The organism is Roseateles sp. GW821-FHT09H10 (genome assembly GCF_059415865.1).
The window spans coordinates 1,204,676-1,230,588 of sequence record NZ_JBWKOB010000001.1; the positions used below are offsets into that span (position 1 = coordinate 1,204,676).

The 25,913-nt window shown below is 67.7% G+C and carries 17 protein-coding genes; 3 read left to right on the forward strand and 14 right to left on the reverse strand.

All coding sequences use genetic code 11. The features are described from left to right. Window positions 1-40 precede the first annotated feature (40 nt). Window positions 41-1,165, forward strand: coding sequence for a PA0069 family radical SAM protein (locus AC07OY_RS05560; protein WP_495041519.1), 1,125 nt, complete (start codon window positions 41-43; stop codon window positions 1,163-1,165). A 49-nt stretch (window positions 1,166-1,214) separates the two neighbouring features. On the opposite strand, the gene AC07OY_RS05565 is transcribed toward AC07OY_RS05560, so the two are convergent. From AC07OY_RS05565 to argA, 14 genes are all read right to left on the reverse strand, one after another. After that, window positions 1,215-2,873: a phosphoethanolamine transferase gene (locus tag AC07OY_RS05565; RefSeq protein WP_495041520.1), complete on the reverse strand. Its 1,659-nt coding sequence runs from the start codon at window positions 2,871-2,873 to the stop codon at window positions 1,215-1,217. A gap of 96 nt (window positions 2,874-2,969) precedes the next feature. Next, on the reverse strand, window positions 2,970-4,610 hold the full coding sequence (locus tag AC07OY_RS05570; RefSeq protein WP_495041521.1) for a response regulator: 1,641 nt from the start codon (window positions 4,608-4,610) through the stop codon (window positions 2,970-2,972). A 253-nt stretch (window positions 4,611-4,863) separates the two neighbouring features. Continuing rightward, window positions 4,864-6,015, reverse strand: coding sequence for a molecular chaperone DnaJ (gene dnaJ, locus AC07OY_RS05575; RefSeq protein ID WP_495041522.1), 1,152 nt, complete (start codon window positions 6,013-6,015; stop codon window positions 4,864-4,866). Between the two features lie 78 nt (window positions 6,016-6,093). After that, a complete protein-coding gene (dnaK, locus tag AC07OY_RS05580) occupies window positions 6,094-8,055 on the reverse strand; it encodes a molecular chaperone DnaK (RefSeq protein WP_495041523.1) in 1,962 nt (653 codons plus the stop codon). Between the two features lie 76 nt (window positions 8,056-8,131). Continuing rightward, window positions 8,132-8,650 carry a nucleotide exchange factor GrpE gene (gene grpE / locus AC07OY_RS05585; protein ID WP_495041524.1) on the reverse strand — a complete coding sequence of 173 codons (519 nt, stop codon included), beginning with the start codon at window positions 8,648-8,650 and terminating at the stop codon, window positions 8,132-8,134. A gap of 81 nt (window positions 8,651-8,731) precedes the next feature. Next, window positions 8,732-9,133 (reverse strand): RNA-binding S4 domain-containing protein, encoded by a 402-nt coding sequence (locus AC07OY_RS05590; protein WP_495041980.1) that lies wholly within the window; start codon window positions 9,131-9,133, stop codon window positions 8,732-8,734. A 17-nt stretch (window positions 9,134-9,150) separates the two neighbouring features. Further along, window positions 9,151-10,233 (reverse strand): ferrochelatase, encoded by a 1,083-nt coding sequence (hemH, locus tag AC07OY_RS05595; RefSeq protein ID WP_495041525.1) that lies wholly within the window; start codon window positions 10,231-10,233, stop codon window positions 9,151-9,153. A gap of 3 nt (window positions 10,234-10,236) precedes the next feature. After that, window positions 10,237-11,205: an adenylate/guanylate cyclase domain-containing protein gene (locus tag AC07OY_RS05600; protein WP_495041526.1), complete on the reverse strand. Its 969-nt coding sequence runs from the start codon at window positions 11,203-11,205 to the stop codon at window positions 10,237-10,239. 57 nt (window positions 11,206-11,262) lie between these two features. Continuing rightward, window positions 11,263-13,515: an RNA polymerase sigma factor RpoD gene (rpoD, locus tag AC07OY_RS05605; RefSeq protein ID WP_495041527.1), complete on the reverse strand. Its 2,253-nt coding sequence runs from the start codon at window positions 13,513-13,515 to the stop codon at window positions 11,263-11,265. Window positions 13,516-13,858: 343 nt separating this feature from the next. Continuing rightward, window positions 13,859-15,742 carry a DNA primase gene (gene dnaG, locus AC07OY_RS05610; RefSeq protein ID WP_495041528.1) on the reverse strand — a complete coding sequence of 628 codons (1,884 nt, stop codon included), beginning with the start codon at window positions 15,740-15,742 and terminating at the stop codon, window positions 13,859-13,861. Between the two features lie 9 nt (window positions 15,743-15,751). Further along, window positions 15,752-18,913 (reverse strand): putative bifunctional diguanylate cyclase/phosphodiesterase, encoded by a 3,162-nt coding sequence (locus tag AC07OY_RS05615; protein ID WP_495041529.1) that lies wholly within the window; start codon window positions 18,911-18,913, stop codon window positions 15,752-15,754. A gap of 316 nt (window positions 18,914-19,229) precedes the next feature. After that, window positions 19,230-19,526: an H-NS histone family protein gene (locus tag AC07OY_RS05620; protein ID WP_495041530.1), complete on the reverse strand. Its 297-nt coding sequence runs from the start codon at window positions 19,524-19,526 to the stop codon at window positions 19,230-19,232. 277 nt (window positions 19,527-19,803) lie between these two features. Beyond that, window positions 19,804-20,085, reverse strand: a complete 282-nt coding sequence (locus AC07OY_RS05625) for an oxidative damage protection protein (protein ID WP_495041531.1) — start codon at window positions 20,083-20,085, stop codon at window positions 19,804-19,806. A gap of 78 nt (window positions 20,086-20,163) precedes the next feature. Next, a complete protein-coding gene (argA, locus tag AC07OY_RS05630) occupies window positions 20,164-21,507 on the reverse strand; it encodes an amino-acid N-acetyltransferase (RefSeq protein ID WP_495041532.1) in 1,344 nt (447 codons plus the stop codon). Between the two features lie 85 nt (window positions 21,508-21,592). Between argA and AC07OY_RS05635 the strand changes: the two genes are divergently transcribed. Together AC07OY_RS05635 and hrpA are read left to right on the forward strand one after the other, a co-directional pair. After that, window positions 21,593-21,985: a VOC family protein gene (locus tag AC07OY_RS05635; protein WP_495041533.1), complete on the forward strand. Its 393-nt coding sequence runs from the start codon at window positions 21,593-21,595 to the stop codon at window positions 21,983-21,985. Window positions 21,986-22,010: 25 nt separating this feature from the next. Beyond that, window positions 22,011-25,844, forward strand: a complete 3,834-nt coding sequence (gene hrpA, locus AC07OY_RS05640; protein WP_495041534.1) for an ATP-dependent RNA helicase HrpA — start codon at window positions 22,011-22,013, stop codon at window positions 25,842-25,844. Window positions 25,845-25,913 lie beyond the last annotated feature (69 nt).

A 25,913-nucleotide genomic window follows, 5' to 3' on the forward strand; every position in this document is an offset into this window, starting at 1 on the left:
TTGCCTGGAAGTGGCTCCAAATACTGTATATATTTACAGCATGTCGCCCGCTCGCATCCGCATCGCTGCCGCCCAGCCCGGCCTCGTCACCCTGGACTCCATCAAGGGCCGCGGCACGGCGACGGCCATGCCGCATCGCTTCGAGCGGCGCGAGCGCGAGCAGTACGACGACGGCTGGGGCTCGCTGGACCAGGAAGCCGCCGAGGAGCATCTGCCGCCGGCCACCGAGGTCATCGAGGAGATGGCCAAAACCATCGTCACCAGCAACCAGTCGCCCGACATCTCATTCGACTACTCCATCAACCCCTATCGAGGTTGCGAGCACGGCTGCATCTACTGTTTTGCGCGGCCGACGCACAGCTATCTCAACCTGTCGCCGGGCCTGGACTTCGAGACCCGCATCGTCGCCAAGGTCAATGCGGCCGAGCGGCTGCGCGAGGCGCTGGCGGGCTCGCGGTATGTGCCCAAGTCTCTGGTGCTGGGCACGGCGACCGATGCTTACCAACCCATCGAGCGCAAGCTGGGCATCACGCGGCGCGTCGTCGAAGTGCTGGCGCAAACCAGCCATCCCTTCTCCGTCGTCACCAAGAGCAGCGGCATCGAACGCGAGCTCGACCTGATCGCGCCGATGGCGGCGCAAGGGCTGGTCTCGGTCTATCTGTCCATCACGACGCTGGACAACGAATTGGCCCGCATCCTCGAGCCGCGCGCCGCGGCGCCGGCGCGGCGGCTGCGCACCATCCAGGCACTCGCTTCAGCCGGTGTGCCGGTGGGCGTCAGCGTGTCGCCCATCATTCCCTTCATCAACGAGCCCGAGCTGGAGCACATCCTGGAAGCGGCTGCGGCCGCGGGCGCCAGCTCAGCCTTCAGCATCCCGATCCGTCTGCCGTGGGAGGTCAACCCGCTGTTCCAGGACTGGCTGCAGCGCCATTTCCCCGAGCGCGCCGACCGCGTGATGGCCCGCATCCGCGACATGCGTGGTGGCAAGGACAACGACGCCCGCTTCGGCACGCGCTTCAGCGGCGAGGGCATCTGGGCCGACCTGCTGCGCGCGCGCCTGCGGCGGGTGGTGGCCAAGCTGGGGTTGAGGACGGAGCGAAGGCCCGTGCAGCTGGCGCTCTTTCAGAAGCCCCGAAAGCCTTCGGCCCAGGGCGATCTGTTTTAGCCAGTTGAGGACAGGGCTACTCGCTGCGCCCGGGCGGTCCGCAAGGTCCTCAGCTTCGGCAGCCCGCCAGCAAATCCCGCTCGGGTTGGTAGACATCCGCCCGCGCGCCCACCCAGCCCATGACGGTATGGAAGAGGTTGTCATGCGAAGCGGGCTTGTCGCGCAGGCCGTTCCAGCAGCCGGGCTTGAGCGAGCTGGCCAGCGCGCCGCCCTCGGGTGTCCACAGGATCATGGGGACATGGGTCTGCTCATCGGGCGCGAAGGCAAAGGGCATGCCGTGCAGGTAGAGGCCGTTCTCGCCCAGGGACTCGCCGTGGTCGGACACATAGAGCATGCCGACGTCGAAGGCCTGCTGCGTCTGCAGCCAGGTGATGGAGCGGGCCAGCAGGCGGTCGGTGGTCACGAGGGTGTTGTCATAGCCGTTGACGACCTGCTCGCGCGGGCATTGCTGCAGTTCGTTGCTGCGGCATTCGGGCTGGAAGGGCTTGAGGTCGGGCGGGGAGCGCTTGAAGTAGGCGGGGCCATGGCTGCCCATCTGGTGCATGACGAGGACGAGGCCGCGCTTGAGGCGTTCGGGGTCCAGGGCCGCGATGCGCTTGTCGAGTTCGTGCAGCAGCGCTTCGTCGAAGCATTCCTCGCCGTCGCACAGGCCGGCAGGCAGCGGCGCGGCGCCGGCCGGCAGCTTGGCAGTGAAGCTGTTGGGCACGCGGTCGCACAGGCCCTTGCAGCCGCTCTGGTTGTCCAGCCACAGCACGGCCAGGCCGGCGCGCTGCAGCACGTCCAGCAGGTTCTCCTGCGGCTTGCCGGCGTCGAAGTCGACGCGCCCCTGCGGCGCGAACATGCAGGGCAGGGACGCGGCCGTGGCCGTGCCGCAGGACGTCACCTGGCGCAGGCTCAACACGGGCAGCCTGGACAGCTCCGGGTTGGTGGGCCGCGCATAGCCATTCAGGCTGAAGTTCATCGCCCTGGCGGTTTCACCGACGACCAGCAGCAGCAAGGGCGGCTTGGCGCCGTCGCCGCGCGGCAGCAGGCGCGCGTCCGCGCCGATGACGGCCGGCGGGCCCTTGGGGCCGGACAGGCTGCGCACGGCGGCGGTGCTGACCGAATAGACGGCGTTCAACGGCGTGACCATGTAGCGGATGCTCTTGTGGTTGCGCATCGTCGATGACAGCGTCGCGAAGACACTGAGCGCCAGCAGCACCATGACGACGATCGCCAGGCCGAAGGCCGCCAGATTGCCGCCCAGGCGCTTCGGCCAGGCCTGTGGCGGTGCCGCAGGCCGGCGCAGCAGCCACCAGGCGGGCAGGGCGCCCAGCAGCGCCAGGCTCACGAGCAGCCGCCAGCTCAGCAGGTCGCGCGTTTCGCGCACGTCGGTCTGCACCATGTTCACGACCATGGTGGGGTCGAAGACGATGCCGTAGCTGCCGATGAAATAGGCCAGGGCGCCGGCGGCCAGCAGCAGGAAGACCAGCACGCCCTTGATGAGGCGGGGCCAGGCCAGCAGGCTGAGCACGGCGCCGGTCGCCGCCGTCACCATGCCGGCGAAGGCGAGCGTGAAGCCGATGCCGATGCCAGGCAGGGTCTGCAGCTGCTGCCACAGCGGCCAGTTGGCAGCCAGGCCCATCCACAGCGCGGCCAGCCAGGCCTGGGTCAGGGGACGCGAGGTGTCGGGCTGGAACCAGGCCAGCAGGCGCTTGAGCAGGAGCATGCGAGGAAGCAGGAAGGCAGCGGGAGCGGCGCGAATTCTCGCGGCTCCGCGGGGGCTTTCAGTCGGCGCCTGAACGGCCGACAGCGGCGGGTCAGCTCAGGCCGCGACCGGGGCCGTCGCCGTGCGCAGCGTGACGCCGCCGGCGGCGCGCGCCTTGCTGGGCGCGCCGGTCATCGGCTTGACATAGCGGCCGTGCAGATCTTCGATGCGCTCGGCCAGGCCTTCGGCACCCTCGATCTTCTCGGCATGGCGCCTGAGCACCAGGCCGGCCATGTCGATGAGCTTGGCGTTGCGTGTCGTCTCGCCCTGCTGGATCAGCAGTTCGACGGCGGCCTTGGCGCTGCCTCGCAGCGAATAGCGCATCGCCGTCTCGGCGACGTTGAAGATCTGGTGGTGGCAGTCGCGGAACTGATCGGCCGCGCCCTGATGGCCCTCTGACATGGACACCAGGATCTCGGTGCTGGCCTTGGCCGTGCAGTGGCGCGTACCCAGGCCCTTCAGGATGGGCATCATCTCCTCGAGTTCGACCTCCTGGCTGGACAGGCGCACCCACAGGGCCGTCAGCAGCGAGGCGGCCTCGAGGTCGAAATTGCCAGCATCGGCATGGTCGGTGAACTCGCGCGCGATGACCAGCGCCTGGCCGACGCGGCGCTCCAGCAGGCAGGCCAGGCCGCGGAAGACCAGGTCGAAGCGCTGCAGGCGGATGGAGCCCGGCGCGCGTTCCAGCGCCGCGATCAGCGAGTCATGGGTGTACTTGAAGCCCTTGAAGTCCTTGGCATCGAAGCGCATCAGCCCGATCAGGATGAGGCTGAGCATGTCGAAGAGCTTGGAGCGCAGGCCCTGCGACATGGCGCGCTCCAGCATCTTCAGCGCCTCGGCGCGCTGGCCGGCGTAGAAGCCCAGGGTGCCGCAGCGCTGCAGGCGAAGCAGGCAGCCCGGCGTCAGCGTCGCGGCGGTCTGGTAGGTCTTGAGCGCCTCGCCGAGGTCGCCCTGTTCCATCTGCACATGGCCCATCAGGTCATGGGAGTCGGCGTAGTCGGGCAGTTCGCCGATCAGGTTTTCCAGCGTGCGGCGGGCCTTCTGCAGATTGCCGCTGGCCACTTCGGTGCGCGCCACGCCCAGGCGGGCCCAGGGCACGGTCTTGGCGGCGATGATGGCTTCGTACAGCGTCTTGGCGTCGTCGAAGCGCTTCAGGCGCAGCAGCAGCTCGGCGCCGATGCGGGCGGCGTAGAGCCAGTATTTGTCCTTGGCCTCGAAGCGCGCCAGGCAGAGGTTGGCCGCGGTCTCGAAGTCCTGGTTCTCGATGGCCTCGAAGATGCCCTTCAGGATGCGCTTGCGCGCCCGCGCGCTGGCCAGGCGCTCGGCCAGGTTGGCGCTGGTGTAGGGCTTGATCAGATAGGCGTCCAGCGCCGCTTCCGCGGCCTCGGCCACCTTGGCGTAGGTGGCCTCGCTGGTCACCATGACGAACACGGTGGAATAGGGCAGCAGGCCTTCGCGGCGCAGCTCGTCCAGCAGGTCCTGGCCCGAGGTGTCGCTGCTGTCGAAGTGGTAGTCGCACAGCACGATGTCGAAGGTCTGGTGCTCCAGCATCACGCGGGCGTCCTTGACGCGCGGGGTCTGCTTGACCGTGCCGACGCCGAGGTCGCGCAACTGCGCCGACATCAGGCTGCGCGAATTGGCGTTGCTGTCGATGATCAGCGCCGACGCTTCCTGGATGGTCTGATCCATCAGGAACATGCGGGCTCCCTCCCCGGCGCAAAGCCGTGGACTGTGAGCGGGAAGCGCGCAGATCGAATCACTTATGAGTCATCGGTGTGACGATTGATGGACTTTAGGGTTTCCTCGTCAAGCCGGGAGACCTTGTTTGCGTGTGTCGGCGCTGCCTGCCGTGACTTAAGACGCAGGGAGGCTTCGCGTTACGAGCAGGAAGCGCGCAGAAAAAAGCCGCGGACCCTTGCGGGACCACGGCTTAGGCGCGCAAGCGAAGGACTTACTTGAACAGGTCCTTGACCCGGTCCGTCCAGGTCTTGGCGTTCGGCGAGTGCTTCTCGCCGCCCTTCTTCAGCGACTCGTCGAGCTCCTTGAGCAGCTTCTTCTGGTGCTCGGTGAGCTTGACCGGCGTCTCGACGGCAATGTGGCAGTAGAGGTCGCCGGGGTAGCTGGAGCGCACGCCCTTGATGCCTTTGCCGCGCAGGCGGAAGGTCTTGCCGTGCTGCGTGCCTTCGGGCAGCTCGATCTCGGCCTTGCCGCCAAGCGTCGGCACCTCGATGTTGCCGCCCAGGGCCGCCGTGACCAGGGAGACTGGCATCGTGCAATGCAGGTCGTCGCCGTCGCGCTCGAAGATCTCGTGCTGCTTGATGCGGATCTCGATGTAGAGGTCGCCCGCCGGGCCGCCGTTCACGCCGGGCTCGCCATTGCCCGCCGAGCGGATGCGCATGCCCTCGTTGATGCCGGCCGGGATCTTGACCTCCAGCGTCTTCTGCTTCTTGACCTTGCCCTGGCCGTTGCAGGTCGTGCAGGGGTCGGGAATGATCTTGCCGCTGCCATGGCAATGTGGGCAGGTCTGCTGGATGCTGAAGAAGCCCTGGCGCATATGCACCGTGCCCGAGCCCTGACATGACCCGCAGGTCTTGGCGCTGGTGCCGGGCTTGGCGCCGGTGCCGGAGCAGGTCTCGCAGCTCTCCCAGCTGGGGATGCGGATCTGCGTTTCCTTGCCGCGGGCCGCTTCCTCGAGCGTGATCTCCATCGCGTAGCTGAGGTCGCTGCCGCGGTAGACCTGCTGGCCACCGCCGCCACGGCGCTGGCCCCCCTGGCCGCCGAAGATGTCGCCGAAGATGTCGCCGAAGGCCTCGGCGAAGCCGCCAAAGCCCTCCGCGCCCGGGCCGCCGCGGCCGGCACCCATGTTGGGGTCGACGCCGGCATGGCCGTATTGGTCATAGGCCGCACGCTTCTGGCCGTCCGACAGCATCTCGTAGGCCTCCTTGGCCTCCTTGAACTGTTCCTCGGCCTTCTTCGCCCCGTCGCCCTGGTTGCGGTCGGGGTGGTGCTTCATGGCCAGCTTGCGGTAGGCCTTCTTGATGTCGTCCTCGGAGGCGTTCTTGGCAACGCCGAGGATTTCGTAGTAATCGCGCTTGGAAGCCATGCTTGCTGCTTCTCTTTTCAAGGGAAAAAGCCCGAGGGCACTCTGGAGTGCTCCCGGGCCGTTGAAGTCATCGAAGGATTACTTGTTGTCCTTGACTTCCTTGAACTCGGCATCCACGACGTTGTCGTCGGCCGGGCGCTTGGGCGCATCGCCTTGCGGCGCGGCCTGCGGCTGCTCGGCAGCACCGGCTGCGGCACCTGCTGCGGCTTGTGCGGCCTGCTGGTCGGCGTAGACCTTCTCGCCCAGCTTCTGGCTGGCCGTCATCAGGGTTTCGGTCTTGGCCTCGATGGCGGCCTGGTCGTCGCCCTGGATGGCTTCTTCCAGGTCCTTGGCGGCGGCCTCGATCGCTTCCTTCTCGGCAGCTTCCAGCTTGTCACCGTGCTCGCTCAGCGACTTGCGCACGCTGTGCACCAAGCCGTCGGCCTGGTTGCGGGCCTGCACCAGCTCGACCTTCTTCTTGTCCTCGGCCGCATTGGCTTCGGCGTCCTTGACCATCTTCTCGATCTCGGCTTCGGACAGGCCCGAGTTCGCCTTGATGGTGATCTTGTTTTCCTTGCCGGTGCCCTTGTCCTTGGCGCCGACGTGCAGGATGCCGTTGGCGTCGATGTCGAAGCTGACCTCGATCTGGGGCACGCCGCGCGGGGCCGGCGGGATGCCTTCGAGGTTGAACTCGCCCAGCGACTTGTTGGCCTGGGCCAGCTCGCGCTCGCCCTGGTAGACCTTGATGGTCACGGCCGGCTGGTTGTCGTCGGCGGTGGAGAAGGTCTGGCTGAACTTGGTCGGGATGGTCGTGTTCTTCTTGATCATCTTCGTCATCACGCCGCCCAGGGTCTCGATGCCCAGGCTCAGCGGGGTGACGTCCAGCAGCAGCACGTCCTTGCGCTCGCCGCCCAGGACCTGGCCCTGGATGGCGGCGCCGACGGCCACGGCCTCGTCGGGGTTCACGTCACGGCGCGGGTCCTTGCCGAAGAACTCCTTGACCTTGTCCTGCACCTTGGGCATGCGGGTCATGCCGCCGACCAGGATGACGTCGTCGATGTCGCTCAGCGCGACGCCGGCGTCCTTCACCGCGGTGCGGCAAGGGGCGATGGTGCGTTCGATCAGCTCGTCGACCAGGGACTCCAGCTTGGCGCGGGTCAGCTTGACGTTCAGGTGCTTGGGGCCGGTCCCGTCTGCCGTGATGTAGGGCAGGTTGACGTCGGTCTGCGCGCTGTTGGACAGCTCGATCTTGGCCTTTTCGGCGGCTTCCTTCAGGCGCTGCAGGGCCAGCACGTCCTTGGTCAGGTCGACGCCTTGTTCCTTCTTGAACTCGGTGACGATGAAATCGATGATGCGCTGGTCGAAGTCTTCGCCGCCCAGGAAGGTGTCGCCGTTGGTCGACAGCACTTCGAACTGCATCTCGCCGTCCACGTCGGCGATCTCGATGATGGACACGTCGAAGGTGCCGCCGCCGAGGTCATAGACGGCGATCTTGCGGTCGCCCTTGCCATGCTTGTCCAGGCCGAAGGCCAGGGCCGCGGCGGTGGGCTCGTTGATGATGCGCTTGACGTCCAGGCCGGCAATGCGGCCGGCGTCCTTGGTGGCCTGGCGCTGGGCGTCGTTGAAGTAGGCCGGCACCGTGATGACGGCCTCGGTCACTTCCTCGCCGAGGTAGTCCTCGGCCGTCTTCTTCATCTTGCGCAGCACTTCGGCCGAGACCTGGGGAGGCGCGAACTTCTTGCCGCGCACTTCCACCCAGGCGTCGCCGTTGTCGGCGGCGGCGATGGTGTAGGGCATCAGGTCGATGTCCTTCTGCACTTCCTTTTCGGAGAACTTGCGGCCGATCAGGCGCTTGACGGCGTACAGCGTGTTCTTCGGGTTGGTCACCGACTGGCGCTTGGCCGAGGCGCCGACGAGGATCTCGCCGTCTTCCTGGTAGGCAATGATGGACGGCGTGGTGCGGGCACCTTCGGCGTTCTCGATGACGCGGGTGGTGTTGCCTTCCATGACGGCCACGCACGAATTCGTGGTGCCCAAGTCAATGCCGATGATCTTTCCCATGTGGAACTCCTGAAGATTTGTTGATGTTTTCGATTTGTGGATAACTCGCCGTCCTTCAAGGGCGGCGGGTTGTGAATTACTTGGGAGCCGACACGGTCACAAGCGCCGGACGCAGCACGCGGTCGGCGATCAGGAAGCCCTTTTGCAACACGGTGACCACCGTGTTGGACTCCTGGCCCGGTGCCGGCACCATGGAGATGGCCTGGTGCTGGTGGGGGTCGAACTTGGCGCCCTGGCCGGGGTTGATCTCGACCACCTTGTTGCGTTCCAGCGCGCTGGACAGCTGGCGGCGCGTGGCGTGCACGCCTTCGAGCACGGTCTCGACCGTGGCGCTGGGCGTGGCGATGGCCGCTTCCAGGCTGTCCATCACCGGCAGCATGGCTTCGGCAAAGGCCTCGACCGCGAACTTGCGGGCCTTGGCGACATCTTCCTCACCGCGTCGGCGGGCATTCTCGGCCTCGGCCTTGGCGCGCAGATAGGCGTCGCTCATCTCGGCCAGGCGGCCTTCCAGCTCGGCAATCTTGATTTCGGGGTTCAGTTCGGCGGCCGTGGGGTCGGGGGCGCCGTCTTCGGGCAGGGGGTTTTCGGTCGTCATGGCATGAAAAAACGCTATCGCGTCGACATGGGGCGCGATGCCCTGGTTTCAAGAGGGGGATTGGGAAAGGAATTATCCGGGTCAACCCGGATCTTCATCGTCCAGCGAGGCCGACCAGCGATCCCAGTCCGCCAGGCGGCGCCGGTCCTGCTTGGTGGGGCGGCCCTGTTCGATGGTGGCCGCGGGCTCCGGCGCCAGCCGGCGCGCCTCGGCAGCGGCCTCGCGGGCGGTGATGCTGGCGGCGGTTTCTGCGTACAGGGCCTGGGCCTGCGGCGCCGGGCCGCGCTGGTTGGACAGGCCCTTGACCTCCACCTCGCGCGTTATCTGGCCGGCGCGGAGGGTGAGCAGATCGCCCACCTTGACGTCCCGCGCCGGCTTGACCGGTTGGCCGCCGATCCGGACTCGGCCCAGGTTGATCTCCTCGACGGCCAGGGCCCGGGTCTTGTAGAAGCGCGCGGCCCACAGCCATTTGTCCAGGCGCATGCTCGTCGGCGCGTCACTCACTGCTTGGCCCCCGCGGCTTGGGCGCGCTGGCGCTGCAGGGCCAGGGTGTCAGGGTGGGGCACCTCGGCGGTCCAGCCTTGCAGATGGCGCTCGGCCAGCCGGGCCAGGGCCTTGATGCCGGCCGGATGGTCGTTCAGGCAGGGGATGTAGCCAAAGCGCTGGCCGCCGGCCCCCAGGAAGGCCGCGCGGGCTTCCTGGTTGATTTCCTCCAGCGTCTCCAGGCAGTCGGCCGCAAAGCCGGGGCAGATGACGTCGACCGCCTTGGTGCCGCCCTTGGCCAGCTTGATGAGGCTGGGCTCGGTGTAGGGCTCCAGCCACTTGGCCTTGCCGAAGCGGCTCTGGAAGGTCACGAGCCATTCGCCGTCCTGCAGCCCCAAGGCCTCGGCCAGCAGGCGGCCGGTCTTCAGGCATTCGCAGTGGTAGGGGTCGCCCAGGTGCAGGGTGCGCTCCGGCATGCCATGGAAGCTCATGACCAGCTTGTCGCCACGGCCTTCGCGCTGCCAGTGCTCGCGCACGGTCTGGGCCAGGGCGGCGATATAGCCGGGCTCGTCGTGATAGCGGTTGATGAAGCGCAGTTCGGGCAGGTGGCGGGTCTGCAGGGCCCAGCGCGCCACATCGTCGATGACGCTGGCCGTCGTCGCGCCCGAATACTGCGGATAGGCCGGCAGCACCAGGATGCGGCGCACGCCGTCGCGCTTGAGCGCGTCCAGCGTCGCGGCTATCGCCGGCTGGCCGTAGCGCATGGCCATGGCCACCCGCACGCCGAGCTTGCCTTGCAGCAGCTTGGCCTGCTTGTCGGTCCAGACCTTCAGCGGCGAGCCCTCGGGCGTCCAGATGGTCGCGTATTTGGCGGCCGACTTGGCCGGGCGCACGCGCAGGATGATGCCGTGCAGTATCAGCAGCCAGAGCAGCCGGGGGATCTCGACGACGCGCGGGTCGGCCAGGAACTGCGCGAGGTAGCGACGCAGCGCGGGTGCGGTCGGGGCGTCGGGCGTGCCGAGATTGCAGAACAGCACGGCAACGTCGGGGCCAGCGGGCGCCGCGCCGTGGCGCTGCGGCGGTTCGGGGAGAAAAGCCATGGGTTAGCGGCGTGAGCGCGGGCCGCCGAAGGGTTGGGGCTCGGTGTCGTAGAAGTGCAGCACCTCGAAGCGCACGATGGGCGACTGCTCGTCGGTGGGCAGTCCGCCCAGGCCGATGATGCCGCTGCCGTGCAGGGTGCAACTGCCGCGCTTGAGGCTGAGCAGCTCGCCCGAGTCCCCGAAGCGCACATAGGTGCCGTTGTAGGACAGGTCGGTCAGCTCGAAGCTGCTGCCCTGCCAGTCGATGCGGGCATGCGAGCGCGACACGCGGGCGTCGGTGATGCAGTAGGTGGCCTGCACGCTGCGGCCCAGCACGATGGGCATGGCGCCGATGTCGAAGACGCGGTCCAGGTCCTGCCAGATCAGGCGCATGCCGTCGGGCTCGGTGGAGCGCATGGGCTCGCCGAACTGGGTGGCCGTGTCGTCGGCGCTGACCAGCGGAGCGGCATCCATGCGGTAGACATGCACGGGCTCGATGCGGCCGCGCACCGAGATGCGGTCCAGGCTGCGGAAGCGCCCCTTGGAGGCGTGATGCAGGCCGGTCAGCACTTCGGCGGTGATGAGGATCTCGCCGTCGCCGGCATGGTCGATGAGGCGGGCCGCGACGTTGACGGCATCGCCAAAGCAGTCGCCGTTGAGTTCGACCACCTCGCCCCTGGCCAGTGCCACCTGAAGGCGCAGGGCCAGCAGGCCAGGGTGGTTCTGCCGGCGGGCGCGCTGCACGGTGCGCTCGAGCATTTCCTGCATGCGCTGGGCGGCGCGGACACCATCGCGCGGTGTATCGAAGGCGGCCATCAGCCCATCGCCCAGCGTCTTGATCAGCTGGCCGCCGCTTTCCAGCACAGCTTCGCTGATCTGGCCCACGGTCTGGGTGACCATGCCACTGGCTTCGGCATTCCCGAGGGCCTCGTACAGCCCGGTGCTGCCGCGCAGGTCGGCAAAAAGGACGGTGCGCTCGCGGATCGCGGTCATGTCACAAGTTTATGGCGCAAAAAAGGCCGGCGAGCCGGCCTTGTGTTTGTGGCTATCTCAGAGGTTGTCCAGATAGGTGCGCAGCTTGTCTGAGCGACTGGGATGCTTCAGCTTGCGGATCGCCTTGGCCTCGATCTGGCGGATGCGCTCACGCGTGACGTCGAACTGCTTGCCGACTTCTTCCAGCGTGTGGTCGCTCTGCATCTCGATGCCGAAGCGCATGCGCAGCACCTTGGCTTCGCGCGGGGTCAGCGAGTCGAGGATGTCCTTCACCACGTCGCGCAGGCCGGCCTGCATGGCGGCCTCGATAGGCGCGGTGTTGTTGGTGTCCTCGATGAAATCGCCCAGGTGGCTGTCGTCGTCGTCGCCGATCGGCGTCTCCATGGAGATCGGCTCCTTGGCGATCTTCATGATCTTGCGGATCTTGTCTTCCGGGATCTCCATCTTCTCGGCCAGCGTCGGGGCGTCCGGCTCGTAGCCGAACTCCTGCAGATGCTGGCGCGAGATGCGGTTCATCTTGTTGATCGTCTCGATCATGTGAACCGGGATGCGGATGGTGCGGGCCTGGTCGGCAATGGAGCGGGTGATGGCCTGGCGGATCCACCACGTCGCGTACGTCGAGAACTTGTAGCCGCGGCGGTATTCGAACTTGTCCACCGCCTTCATCAGGCCGATATTGCCTTCCTGGATCAGGTCCAGGAACTGCAGGCCGCGGTTGGTGTACTTCTTGGCGATGGAGATCACGAGGCGCAGATTGGCCTCGATCATTTCCTTCTTCGCGTCACGAGAGGCCTTCTCGCCCTCGTTCATCTTCTTGTTGATGTCCTTCAGGTCATCCAGCGGCACGACGGCCTTGGCCTGGATGTCCGTCAGCTTCTGCTGCAGTTCCTGCACCGGCGGCAGGTTGCGGGCCAGGATGGCGCTGTAGGGCTTGCCCAGCGCCACTTCCTTTTCGGCCCACTTCAGGTTCAGCACATTGGGCGGGAAGGTCTTGATGAAGTGCTCTTGCGGCATGCCGCACTTGTCGACCACGATCTTGCGCAGTTCGCGCTCGTAGCGGCGCACGTCATCGACCTGGCTGCGCAGGATGTCGCACAGCTTCTCGATCGTCTTGACCGTGAAGCGGATGGTCATCAGCTCGGCGCTGATGGCCTGCTGGGCCTTGTTGTAGGACGCCGACTTGTAGCCTTCCTTCTCGAAGGCCTTGCGCATCTTGTCGAAGGCGGCGGACATGGAGTCCAACTTGACCAGCGCGGCGTTCTTCAGCTCTTCGAGCTTCTTGGTCAGGGCCTTGGAGCCGCCATTGCCGTCGTCGTCGTCTTCCTCGTCGAATTCGTCGAAGTCTTCTTCGGCCACGTAGTCGTCGGCCTCGTCTTCGGCCACGAAGCCGTCGACGACGTCGGAGATCTGCATCTCGCCGGCGCGGATCTTGGTGGCGAACTCGAGGATGTGGGCGATGGTCGTCGGCGAGGCCGAGATGGCCAGCATCATGGCCTGCAGGCCGCCTTCGATGCGCTTGGCGATCTCGATTTCGCCTTCACGGGTCAGCAGTTCGACCGTGCCCATTTCGCGCATATACATGCGCACCGGGTCGGTCGTGCGGCCGAATTCGGAGTCCACCGTCGACAGCGCGGCTTCGGCGGCTTCTTCGGCCTCTTCCTCGGTCGACGTGGCCGTCGTGTTGCCCTGGATCAGCAGCGTGGCGGCGTCGGGCGCCTGCTCGTAGACCGCGATGCCCATGTCATTGAGCATGGAGATGATGGCCTCGAGGATTTCCTCGCTGACCAGCTTCTCGGGCAAGTGGTCGTTGATTTCCTGGTGCGTCAGGAAACCACGCGTCTTGCCCATCTTGATGAGGGTCTTCAGCTCGCTGCGGCGCTTGTGGGCTTCCTCTTCGGTCAGCGCGGTCTCTTCCAGGCCGAACTCACGCATCAGCGCGCGCTCCTTGGCGCGGCTGACCTTCATGCGCAGCGGCTTGGCCTTGACGGTTTCCTCTTCGACCGCGGCCGTCTCCTCGACGACTTCGGCTTCGCCTTCCTCGCCCTCGATCTCGGCGTCGATGTCGGAGAAGTCTTCCTCGTCCTCGGTTTCCTTCTTGCCGCCGGCCTTCTTGGACGTGGTTTCCGCCTTGGGCTTGCGGCCGCGCTTGGGCTTGTCTTCTTCCGTCGCCTTGGCCGCCTTGGCGGCGGGCTTGGCCGCTGCCGCCTTCGTCGTCTTCGCGGGCGCCTCAGCCGCTGCCGTCTTGGCAGCAGGCTTCTTCTTGAGTTCTTCGGCGGGGGTAGCCTTGGGCGCGGTCTTCTTGGCGGTCATGCAGGTCCTTCGGGTTTGCGCGGTCAATTCAGAAATGCAGCAGCCACCGCTGCCAGCCCGGGCTCGGACTCAAACCGGCGGGGCATGGGGGCGGTGGCTTTCGTCGTCAAGGTATCAGTGAGGGACCCTGGCGTGGCGCGAACAAGCTGGCGTGATCGTTTGGTATGCAGAGCTGGCGGATGAGTTGGCCTTTAAAACCCCTTGGGTCTTCCCGTTGGGTTGCCCAGTGTCGCTGGGTGGCCGGGGTCCGGCATTTCTCTGCCGTCACTCTTGTTGACGCGCGCGGAAAACACAAGATTATCAGCGATTTGCAGCCAAATTGCAAAACGGTGACAGGCAAACCCTAGCTCTGCACGCCGTGCCGCTCGCGCAGACGGGCCAGGGCCTCGAGGGCGAGGCGGCGTTCCTCGTCGGTGGCGCCGTTGCCGGCCGGCAGGGCGGCGGGCGTGCGCGTACGAAGGCCGGCGACGGCGCTGGCGAGGTCGCCGCCGGGGTTGGATTCCTCGATGCCCAGCTCCTGGAAGCTGCGTACCAGCCGGTGCACGGCCTCGGCATGGCCGTCTGCCACCAGTCCGGCCTGCACGACGGCCCAGGGGCTGGCGCCGTGGTGGGTCAGGTGGCGTTCCAGCCAGTGGATCAGCTCGCCGTGGCCGCCAGGCAGGTCGTGCAGCAGGGCGCGATCCTCGTCCGGCAGGCTGTCCCAGAGCTCGCTGTGCTGCAGGAGCAGGCGGGTGGCGTTGTCGGCGGCCGTGGCCGGTGTCACGCGTGGGCCGGCGGGGCGCTGCTCGGCCTCGCGGCGCGATTTCCAGTCGCCTTTGCCCTTCCACTCGCCCTTGGGTTTCCATTCGCCCTTGGGTTTCCACGCCGGCTTCTCGGCTGGCGCTGCGGCTTCGGCGCCGGCGGCAGCGGCTGCAGGCAAGGGTTCACCCAGCCAGAGTGCCTGCAGCTCGGTCTCGGGCATCTGGCCCTGGCGGGCCAGCTCACCCAGCAGTTGGCGGCGCAGCAGGCTGTCTGGCAGCAGATTCCACAGCGGCCGGGCCTGGTTGAGCATGCGGGCGCGGCCTTCGGGCGTGCCGAGGTCGCAGCCTTCGCCAGCCACGGTGATGAGCTGGCGGGACAGCGGTACAGCTCCCTCCACACAGCGCTCGAAGGCCTCGGTGCCGAGCTCGCGCACATAGGAATCGGGGTCGTGCTCGGCCGGCAGGAACAGGAATTTGACGCTGCGCGTCTCGGTCGCGTGGGGGAGGGCGGCTTCCAGCGCCCGCACGGCGGCGCGGCGGCCGGCGGCGTCGCCGTCGAAGCTGAAGACGACCGATTCCGTGTGGCGGAAGAGCTTGTGCACATGCTCGGCCGTGCAGGCCGTGCCCAGGGTCGCGACGGCGTTGCCGATGCCGTACTGGGCCAGGGCCACGACGTCCATATAGCCTTCGACGACCAGGGCATAGCCGCGCTGGCGCATGGCCTGGCGGCCCTCGAAGAGGCCGTAGAGCTCCTTGCCCTTGTGGAAGACGGGCGTCTCGGGCGAGTTCAGGTATTTGGGCTCGCCCTTGTCCAGCACCCGGCCGCCGAAGCCGATGACCTCGCCCTGGACGTTGCGGATGGGAAACATGACGCGGTCGCGGAAGCGGTCGTAGCGCTTGGCATCCTGGCCCGGCTCGGCCTCCGGCGTGATGACGAGGCCGGACTCGACCAGCTGCGGATCGTCATAGGACGGAAAGCCGCTGGCCAGCGAGCGCCAGCCTTCCGGTGCATAGCCCAGGCCGAAGCGGGCGGCGATCTGGCCGGTCAGGCCGCGGCCCTTGAGGTACTCGACGGCGCGTGGCGCCTTGCGCAGCTGGGCCTTGTAGAAGTCGGCGGCGCGCGCCAGCACGTCGGTCAGGCTCTGCTGCCTGGCTTTCTCGGCCTTGGCGCGCTCGCGCTGCTCGGGGCTGCGGTCGTCCTGGGGCACCACCATGCCGACCTGCTGGGCCAGGTCTTCCACCGCCTCGACAAAGGTGGCGGCGGTGTGCTCCATCAGGAAGCCGATGGCATTGCCGTGCACGCCACAGCCGAAGCAGTGGTAGGTCTGGCGGCTGGGGCTGACGATGAAGCTGGGTGACTTCTCGCCGTGGAAAGGGCACAGGCCCTTGTGGTTGATGCCGGCCTTTTTCAGGTCGACATGGCGGCCCACCACCTCGACGACGTCGACGCGGGCCAGCAGGTCATGGATAAAGCCGGGCGGGATCACCCAGGGATTTTAGAGATTCGCCTGCGAGGGGCTGCGCAACTGGCTGACCCAGTTGCCGTTGCCGAAGGCATCCATCCAGCCGGGCAGGGCCGAGGGGGGCATGGCGGCGGCGATGCCATTGCCCTGGCCGAGGCGACAGCCCAGGCGCAGCAGCTCGCGGGCATGGGCGCGGCTCTCGACGCCCTTGGCCAGCACCGCGCAGCCGATGTTGCGGGCCAGGCCGATGACGCTTTCCACCAGCGACAGGTCCTGGGCGTCGCCCAGCATGCCCTGCACATAGCTGCGGTCGAGCTTGAGGGTGTCGACGGTCAGGCGCTTCAGCGAGCTGAGGCGCGAGTAGCCGGCGCCGAAATCGTCCAGGGCGATGCCGACGCCCAGCCCCAGGCAGCGCTGGATGAGGGCCTGGGTGGCGGCGGTCTCGGCCAGGGCGTCGGATTCCAGCACGTCCAGGTGCAGCAGGTGGGCGACATCGGGCGACTGGCGCTGGATGAGTTCCTGCAGGCGCTGCGGGAAGTCGTGGCGGCGCAGCTGGCGGGCGCCGACGTTGACGCTGACCGGCAGGCCCTTGCCGTCGTTGACGCCGGCACGCAGCCAGGTGTTGGCCTGCGTCAGGGCATGCTCGATGACCCAGTCGCCGATCTGCACGGCCAGGCCGGTCGTTTCGATGAGGGGCAGGAAATGGGCCGGCGCCAGCAGGCCGCGCTCGGGGTGCTGCCAGCGCAGCAGGGCTTCCACGCCCATGATCTGGCCGGTGCGCAGGTCGATCTGCGGCTGGTAATGCAGCAGCAGCTCGTTGCCGTCCAGGGCTTTTTGCAGGCGTGCGACGGCGATCATGCCGGCCTCGTCGCGCTGGTCCAGCGTCGGGTCGTGGAACTGGATGCCGCCGCGGCCGGCGTGCTTGGCCCGGTAGAGGGCATGGCCGGCATGGCGCAGCAGGGTCTCGGGGTCGGCGTCGTCCTGGGGGTAGACGGTGGCGCCCATGCTGGCGCCGATCTCGATGGCCAGGCCGCTGCCGACGCGGTTCTCGCGGATGGCCACCGGCGTGGACAGCACCGCCAGCAGGCGGTCGGCGGCGCGCTGCGCTTCCTCAGGCGTCTGCACGCGCATCAGCACGGCGAACTCGTCGCCATGCAGGCGGGCGAGCTGGTCGGCGGTGTCGGGCGCGTCGCCGCGCGAACCGCGCAGCGTGGCCTGCAGGCGGCCGCTGAGCTGCAGCAGCACGGCGTCGGCGACGAGCGGGCCATGCTCGGCATTGACGCGGGCGAATTCGTCCAGGTCGATCAGCGCGACGACCAGCTTGAAGCCGTCGCGGTTGGCCGCGCCCAGGGCCTGCTGCATGCGGCGCATGAACTCGTCGCGGTTGGGCAGGCCGGTGGCGACGTCGAAGCGCAGGCTGCGGCGCAGCAGATCCTGCTGGCGCAGGCTTTCGCCCAGATCGGTCAGGCTCAGCAGGCGCCAGCGCGCGCTGACGCCCTCGGGCTCGGGCACCGGGCTGAGCTTGGCCGCGAAGACATGCTGGCCGCCATCGTCCAGCTCGGCCTGCAACTGGCCGCCCCAGGGCTGGCCGGCATTCAGCATCGCCTGCAGCTCCGTCGGCTCGTGTCCGCTGCGCTGCAGATTGGCAATGCTGAGCGGCGCGGCCATGCGGCCGATCAGCGCCTCGCGCGACGCATGCAGGATGTCGCAATAGGCCGGGTTGACCTCGACGATGCGCCACTGCGTGTCGACGATGGCCAGGCCCTCGCTGGCCTGCTGGAAGAGGGTGGCCGACATGCGCTCGCGTTCCTCGGCCGTGTGGCGCCAGCTGACGTCGGCCAGCGTTGCGATGAGGCCGCGGGCCCGGCCGTTGCGGTCGCGCACGGGCACATGGGCCTGCAGCTCGTGCCAGCGCCAGTCGCCGCCGTCGGCCGCCAGCCGCAGCGAGACACCGAGGTGGTTGCGCTGCGGATCGCCCAGCATTTCGCGCAGCGCGCGGCGCACGGGTTCGCGGTCGCGCGGATGCGCCAGGCGCACCCAATCCAGTGGTGCCGAACCGGCCGTCGTGCCGTCGACCGGTGTCGTCAGCGCCTGCCAGCGCGCCGAGGCGTGGCGGCGGCCTTCGGGCAGGCGCCATTCGGCCAGGGCCAGGCCCTGGGCATCCAGGGCGCTGCGCCAGCCATCACGGTCGCGCAACTGGTGGTGGCTCAGCGCGATGAGGGCCAGGGGCAGCGCGGCAAGGCCGGCCCCCAGGGCATAGCTGGCCAGGGCCGCGGGGGCGCTGAGCGCCCACAGGCCCAGCAGCGCAGCGCCCAGCAGGGCGTTGGTGCGCGGCGAGGCCTGCAGCGCGTGCAGGCAGAGCAGCAGATGCGGCAGCAGCAAGGCCGCGCCGGGCTGGGGCAGCCAGATCAGGCCGACCTGGGCCAGCACGGCGGCGGCGGCGAGCAGGCGGCCGGTCCAGCGGCCGCCACGGCGGGGGCGCTGGGTGCTGGCCTGCAAGATGGTGCCGACGCTCAGCAGTCCCAGACCCCAGGCGGCCGCCATCTCGAAGGCGCCACCGGCCGCGCCCTGCCAGCTCAGGCCGGCAATCATCAAGGCGGCAAATGCGAACAGGCCGGCCAGCGCGGGCGCGGCCAGCCCGCCCAGCAGGCCGAACAGCAGCACCTCGCGCCTGCCGGTGAGGCGGCCCGTCAGATGCAGCCGCCGCAGCAGGGTGCGGTTCAGCACCAGGGCCAGCAGGGGCAGGGCCAGCGCGGTCAGCACGGGGGTGGAGATCAAAAGGTCGATGGCCCCCGCCGGGTCTGTCGGCGAGCGCGCCAGCAGGGGCAGGCCGCCGCCCAGCAGCAGGCCGGCCATGACGAGGGGCAGCACCCAGGCGCTCAGCCGCCACAGTGCCAGCAGGCCCAGCGCCGCCAGCAGCATGGGCAGCAGCAGGTCCTGGGCCGGCACCGCCACCGCGGGCTGCGGAATGCGCAGCATCGGCGGCAGCGCCTCGCCGGCCAGGCCCCAGGCGGCCAGCAGGCCACCGCACAGGCCGGCCAGTCCCGCCAGCGCGACGCGGCGCAGGCGGCGCCAGCCGCGTCTGTCATAGATGCGGCGCGGGCCGGGCGGCAGCGTCGTGGACGGCGGGGCCTGGACGCTCAGGTCGGGCGCCTGGCCGTCAATGGATTCCGGAGGGGCGGAATGCAGATCCATGGCTCAGGCCCCGGGCCGCCAGCCGGATACCCGGGCCGGCGCGCGGGCACCGGACATGGGCAGCAGGGATGGGCGGCGTGGGCCAGGCATCGGAACAATCTCGTCGCGGGTGCGGCGCAGCGAACTCGGGATAAACCCCGAGATTTGGGCCGCAAACAGCGTGACGAAAGGCATGGCGCAGTTTAGGCGGGAGGGGCGCCAAAAAAGAAAAGGGCCATCCCGTAGATGGATGGCCCGGTGGCTGGCTCGCCATGGTGGCGAGCAGCGGGGTTTTGTTCAGATCCCGGGCGGTGAAAAGAGGCCCGGAAATCCCTGGTCAGACGGTGAAATCGGTCAGCTTGGCGCCGCCGGCAATGGCGGCCTTCAGCCATTTGGGTTGCAGGCCGCGGCCGCTCCAGGTTTCGCCGGTGGCCTGGTTGCGATACTTGGCTGCCACCTTGGAGACCTTGGCCGGCTTGGGGGTGCGCATGCTGAGGTCGGCGACCGTCAGGCCATATTCGCTCATCAGGGATTTCACCTTGGACACGGCCTCGCTGCGTTCGCGGTCCTTGGTTTGGCTGATCTGTTGATCGAGCGCCTCGCGCTGGGCCAGGAGTTCTTTCAGGGTGGACATGCTGCTATTCCTCTTGCGATTTGAGCGGGGAGGCTCGCGGCATTGGCCGCCGCGGCCTCGGAGGCCTGGGCCGTTTGGCCGCGAATATCTCCGTGAGCGAATTAAATCGCGACAGACTGGATAAATGCAAGAGTTTTCGTTGGCCGGCAGCGACGAGTTTCTAACGGGTTCGGGTTATTCGCCCAATCGCTTGGGTCAACAGGGCAGCGTCAAATGACAAAGGGCCGGCGACTCTCGTCCCGGCCCCTTGGGCAAGCGCTGAATTGGCAGTGCTTGTTTATTCGCCGGCCGGCGGTACATAGCCTGCCACCGCTTCGGCACCCGTGCCGAAGAAAAACTGCTCGGCTTGCCGCATCAGGTATTGGCGGGCGCGCAGGTCGGCGAGGTTGAGGCGGTTTTCATTGACCAGCATGGTCTGGTGCTTCATCCAGGCCGCCCAGGCTTCCTTGCTGACGTTTTCCCAGACCTTCTTGCCGAGTTCGGTATGGGCGGGGTAGGGCGGGAAGTCCAGGCCTTCGGCTTCCTTCTTCAGATAGGCACATTGGACGGTGCGGGGCATGGCGGACTCCTGAAACACGAGAAAAGAGAAACGGCCGGCACTTTAGCGCGCGGGCCGTTCGGGGGCGCCCGGCGGGGCTTAGTTGAATCGTTTGACCAGCACCAGCGAACGGCGGTCCCAGTTGTATTTGCGCTTGCGTTCCTCGGGCAGCCATTCCGGGTCGACCTGCTGGAAACCGCGTTTGATGAACCAGTGCATGGTGCGCGTCGTCAGCACGAAGATGCTGTCCAGGCCCATGGCCTTGGCGCGCTGCTCGATTCTTTTCAGCAGGCGGTCGCCGTCGCCCTGGCCCTGCACTTCGCTGGACACGGTCAAGGCGGCCATCTCGGCGGTGCGGGCCTCGACATAAGGGTAGAGGGCCGCGCAACCGAAGATGACGCCGTCATGCTCGATGACGGTGTAAAGCTCGGCATCGCGCTCGATCTCGGTCCGGCTGCGCTTGACCAGGGTGCCGTCGCGCTCGAAAGGCTCGATGAGCTGGATGATGCCGGCCACGTCGTCGGCGCTGGCCTCGCGCAGGCTCTCCAGCTTCTCGTCGACGACCATGGTGCCGATGCCGTCGTGGGTGTAGACCTCCTGCAGCAGGGCGCCGTCCACGGCGAACGGGATGATGTGGGAGCGTTCCACGCCGGCGCGGCAGGCCTCGGCGCAGTGGCGCAGATAGAAGGCCACGTCGGTCGGCTCCGGGTTGGGAGCCGCCTTGGCCAGCATGCGGTCGGCGTCGGCCACGGCCAGTTCGGTGTCGATGGGGCTTTCCGGGTCGTCCGGGTTCTCGGGCACGCCGTCGACCTCGCAGACGAACAGCAGCTTGTCGGCCTGCAGCGCGATGGCCGCGGACGTCGCCACGTCCTCCATCGACAGGTTGAAGGCCTCGCCGGTGGGCGAGAAGCCGAAGGGCGACAGCAGCACGATGGCGCCGATGTCGATGGCGCGCTGGATGGCGGCGCCGTCGACCTTGCGCACCAGGCCGGAATGCTGGAAATCCACGCCGTCGACGATGCCGACCGGCCGGGCGGTCAGGAAATTGCCCGAGACGACCCGCACGGTCGCGTTGGCCATGGGCGTGTTGGGCAGGCCCTGGCTGAAGGCGGCCTCGATCTCGAAGCGCAGCTGGCCGGCGGCCTCCTGGGCGCAGTCCAGGGCGACGGCGTCGGTGATGCGCCGGCCATGGCTGTAGCGCGGCACCTGGCCCTTGGCGGCCAGCTGTTCATTCACCTGGGGGCGAAAGCCGTGCACCAGCACGATCTTGATGCCCATGGCGTGCAGGATGGACAGGTCCTGCACGAAGGCGTTCAGCTTGCCGGCGGCGACCAGCTCGCCCGGCATGCCGACGACAAAGGTCTCGCCGCGGTAGGCGTGGATATAAGGCGCCACGGCGCGGAACCACGGCACGAAGGTATGGGGAAAGACAAGACCGGTCATGGGCGAATTGTCGCCCGTGACTCGGGTCACTTGACGCTGCCATATCCGACTCCGAGGATCGCCTTTTCACCACCCGGAGACCGCGATGAAGGACTACCAAGACGTCTACATGACCCCCGGCGCCTTCAGCTGGAACGAGCTGTCCAGCCCCAACCCCAAGGCTGCCAGCGAGTTCTACGGCACCCTGTTCGGCTGGAGCTTCGACACCATGAACCTGGGTCAGGGCGACTATTACGTCATCAAGGTCGGTGAGGTCGCCGTCGGCGGCGTCATGAGCCAGCAGCAGCCCGGGCCGGCGACCTGGGGCGCCTATGTGACCGTCGAGAGCTGCGACGCCACGGTCGAGAAGGCCAAGGGCCTGGGGGCAACGGTCTGCGCCGGGCCCTTCGACATCCCGACCATAGGCCGCATGGCGGTGCTGCAGGACCCGCAAGGGGCGGTCATCCAGGTCATCAGCTACTTCCCGAGAGAAGAATGAGCGAGTGCGGGACAATCCCGCCTCAATGAATTCCGAACGACCCGAGAGCCGGTTGCCTCAACCGGCTCTTTCCATTTCCTTTCCCGAATCGCTGCCGGTCTCTGCGCGGCGCGACGAAATCACGCAGGCCATCGCCGGCCACCAGGTCGTCATCGTCTGTGGCGAGACCGGCTCCGGCAAGACCACCCAGCTGCCCAAGATCGCGCTGGCGATGGGCCGCGGGCGGCTGAACGGCGGCGGCCTGATCGGCCACACCCAGCCGCGGCGGATTGCCGCCAGCAGCGTGGCCAAGCGCATAGCCGAGGAGCTGAAGACGCCGCTGGGCGAGGTCGTCGGCTACAAGGTCCGCTTCCAGGACCGCCTGACCAAGGGCGCGTCCGTCAAGCTGATGACGGACGGCATCCTGCTGGCCGAGACGCAGAGCGACCCGCTTTTGCGCGCCTACGACACGCTGATCATCGATGAGGCCCACGAGCGCAGCCTCAACATCGACTTCCTGCTCGGCTATCTGCGCGAGCTGCTGCCGCGCCGGCCCGACCTGAAGATCATCGTCACGTCGGCCACCATCGACGCCGACCGCTTTGCCAAGCATTTCGAGTCGGCCAAGGGGCCCGCGCCGGTGCTGATGGTGTCCGGGCGCCTCTACCCGGTCGAGCAGCGCTACCGGCCCTTCGAGGAAAGCCGCGAGTACGACCTCAACAACGCCATCACCGATGCCGTGGACGAGCTGTGGCGCGAAGGCGGGGGCGACGTGCTGGTCTTCCTGCCCGGCGAGCGTGAGATCCGCGAGGCCGCCGAGGCCCTGCGCAAGCATCATCCGCCGGGCGTGGAGGTGTTGCCGCTGTTCTCGCGCCTGTCCGAGGCCGAGCAGAACAAGGTCTTCGAGCCGCACGGCCAGCGCCGCATCGTGCTGGCGACCAATGTGGCCGAGACCTCGCTGACGGTGCCGGGCATCCGCTACGTCATCGACCCCGGCCTGGCGCGCGTCAAGCGCTACAGCTACCGCAACAAGGTCGAGCAGCTGCTGATCGAGAACATCAGCCAGGCCGCGGCCAACCAGCGCGCCGGCCGTTGCGGCCGCGTGTCCAACGGCATCTGCGTGCGGCTGTACAGCGAGAAGGAATTCAACGAGCGGCCCAAGTTCACCGACCCGGAAATCCTGCGGTCCAGCCTGGCCGGCGTCATCCTGCGCATGAAGTCCCTGCATCTGGGCGATGTCGAGCGCTTCCCCTTCCTGGAGGCGCCGCGGCCCAAGGCGATTGCCGACGGCTACCAGCTGCTGGCCGAGCTGGGCGCCACCGACGACAACAACGAGCTCACCGCCCTGGGCAAGGAGCTGTCGCGCCTGCCGCTGGACCCGCGCGTGGGCCGCATGATCCTGGAAGCGCGCACGCGGGATGCGCTGACCGAGGTGCTGGTCATCGCCTCGGCGCTGTCGGGCCAGGACGTGCGCGACCGCCCCCAGGAGCAGGCCCAGGCCGCCGACGAGAAGCACAAGAAGTTCGACGACGAGAAGTCGGAGTTCATGGGCTACCTCAAGCTGTGGAAATGGCTGGGCGACAGCAAGGGCGAGGAGGGCGGCCACAAGCTCTCGCACCGCAAGCACGAGTCGCTGCTGCGCGAGAACTTCGTCAGCCCGCGGCGCGTGCGCGAGTGGCGCGATGTGCATTCGCAGCTCCAGACCGTTGTCGCCGAGCATGGCTGGCGGCTGAACCAGAGCGATGCGACCTACGAGCAGGTGCACATGTCCATGCTGGCCGGCCTGCTGGGCAATATCGGCCAGAAGAGCGACGACGAGGACTGGTACCTCGGCGCGCGCGGCATCAAGTTCTATCGCCACCCCGGCGCCCACCTGTCCAAGAAGCCGGGCCGCTGGATCGTCGCGGCCGAGCTGGTGGACACCTCGCGCCTCTACGGCCGCGGCCTCGCCAACATCGAGCCGCAGTGGCTGCCGCCGATTGCCGGCCATCTGATCAAGACCCAGCTGCTGGAGCCGCACTGGGAGAAGAAGGCCGCCGAGGTCGTGGCGCTGGAGCGGGCGACGCTGTACGGCATCGTCCTCTACAGCAACAAGCGCGTGAACTTCGGCCGCGTCGACCCCAAGGCGGCGCGCGAGATCTTCATCCGCGAGGGCCTGGTCAACGACGAGCTGCCGGAAGACCTCGTCAAGCAGCTGCCCTTCCTGGGCCACAACCGCCGCCAGATCAGCAAGGTCGAGGCGCTGGAGCACAAGTCGCGCCGTCAGGACGTGCTGGTCGACGATGAGCTCATCTACGCCTTCTACGACGACAAGCTGCCGGCCAATGTGTACTCCGGCGCCACGCTGCTGAAGTGGTGGCGCGAGGCCAGCAAGAGCAATGACAAGCTGCTGCAGCTCAGCCAGGACGAGCTGATGCGCCACGAGGCCGCCGGCGTCACCAGCGAGGCCTTCCCCAAGGTCATCCGCCTGGGCGGCGTGGACTGCGCCGCGACCTATCTGCACCAGCCCGGCGATGCGCGCGACGGCCTGACGGTGACCGTGCCCATCTTTGCCCTCAACCAGGTCAGCGAGGAACGTGCTGAGTGGCTGGTGCCGGGCATGCTGGCCCAGAAGGTGACGGCCCTGCTGAAGAGCCTGCACCAGAAGCCGCGCGCGCGGCTCACGCCGCTGCCGGACTTCGTCGCCGAGTTCATCGAGCTGCAGCCCTTCTGCCAGGGCGGCCTGGTGGACACCCTGCTCCGGGCCGTGAAGGACCGCAGCCAGATCGCCGTGCAGCGCAACGACTTCAAGCTGGAGCAGCTGGCGCCGCATCTCTTCATGAACTTCCGCGTCGTCGACGAGCACGGCCGCCAGCTCGGCCAGGGCCGTCAGCTGGCCGCGTTGAAGGCGGAGCTGGGTGGGCAGGCGCGCTCGGCTTTCCAGGCACTGGCGGCTTTGAAGCTGCCGGCGGCTGAGCTAGCCCCGAAGCCGCAACCCGAGCGCGGCATCCGCGCCGAGATCGTCAAGCCTGCGGCGCCGGCGCGCGACGCCAGCCAGACCTACACCGACTGGACCTTCGGCGAACTGCCCGAGCTGCTGGAAGTGCGCAAGGGAGGCCAGACGCTGATCGGCTTCCCGGCCCTGATCGACAAGGGCAACGCGGTCGAGATCGAGGTCTTCGACGAGCCCGAGGTCGCGGCGGCCAAGCACCGTGCCGGCCTGCGCCGCCTGATCGCCCTGCAGCTGAAGGAGCCGCTGAAGTTCCTCGAGAAGAACATCCCCGACCTGCAGCGCATGTCGGTGCTCTACATGGGCCTGGGCACGGCCGAGGAGCTGCGCGACCAGATCATCGGCGTGGCCCTGGACCGCGCCTTCCTGGCCGACCCGCTGCCCACCGATGCGATGTCCTTCAAGAAGCGCATCGAGGAAGGCCGCAGCCGGCTCAATCTGATTGCCCAGGAAGTGGCCCGCGCCGTGCATGCCGTGCTGCAGGAGCTGGCCAACGCGACCCGCAAGCTCAAGGACTCGCGGCCGGCCAAGGATGTCGGCGACGACATCACCGCCCAGCTGCAGCGCCTGGTGCCCAAGCGCTTTGCGCTGGACACGCCCTGGGCCCAGCTGCAGCATCTGCCGCGCTACCTCAAGGCCATCACGGTCCGCCTGGACAAGCTGCGCGCCGACCCCGCCCGCGATACCAAGCTGATGAGCGAGGCCAAGCCGCTGGAGCAGCGCTACACGCGCCGCCTGGCCGAGCTGAAGGGCGTGAAGGACGCGCGCCTGGACGACTTCCGCTGGCAGCTGGAGGAGCTGCGGGTCAGCCTGTTTGCTCAGGAACTCAGGACTCCGCAGCCGGTGAGCGTGAAAAGACTCGACAAAGTCTGGTCTCAGCTGACCAGCTGAAACCAGGGTTTGACTGACGTGCCCGTGGCGGGGGCGGGTGTACAAGCGCCAGAGCGTGAGCTGATGCAC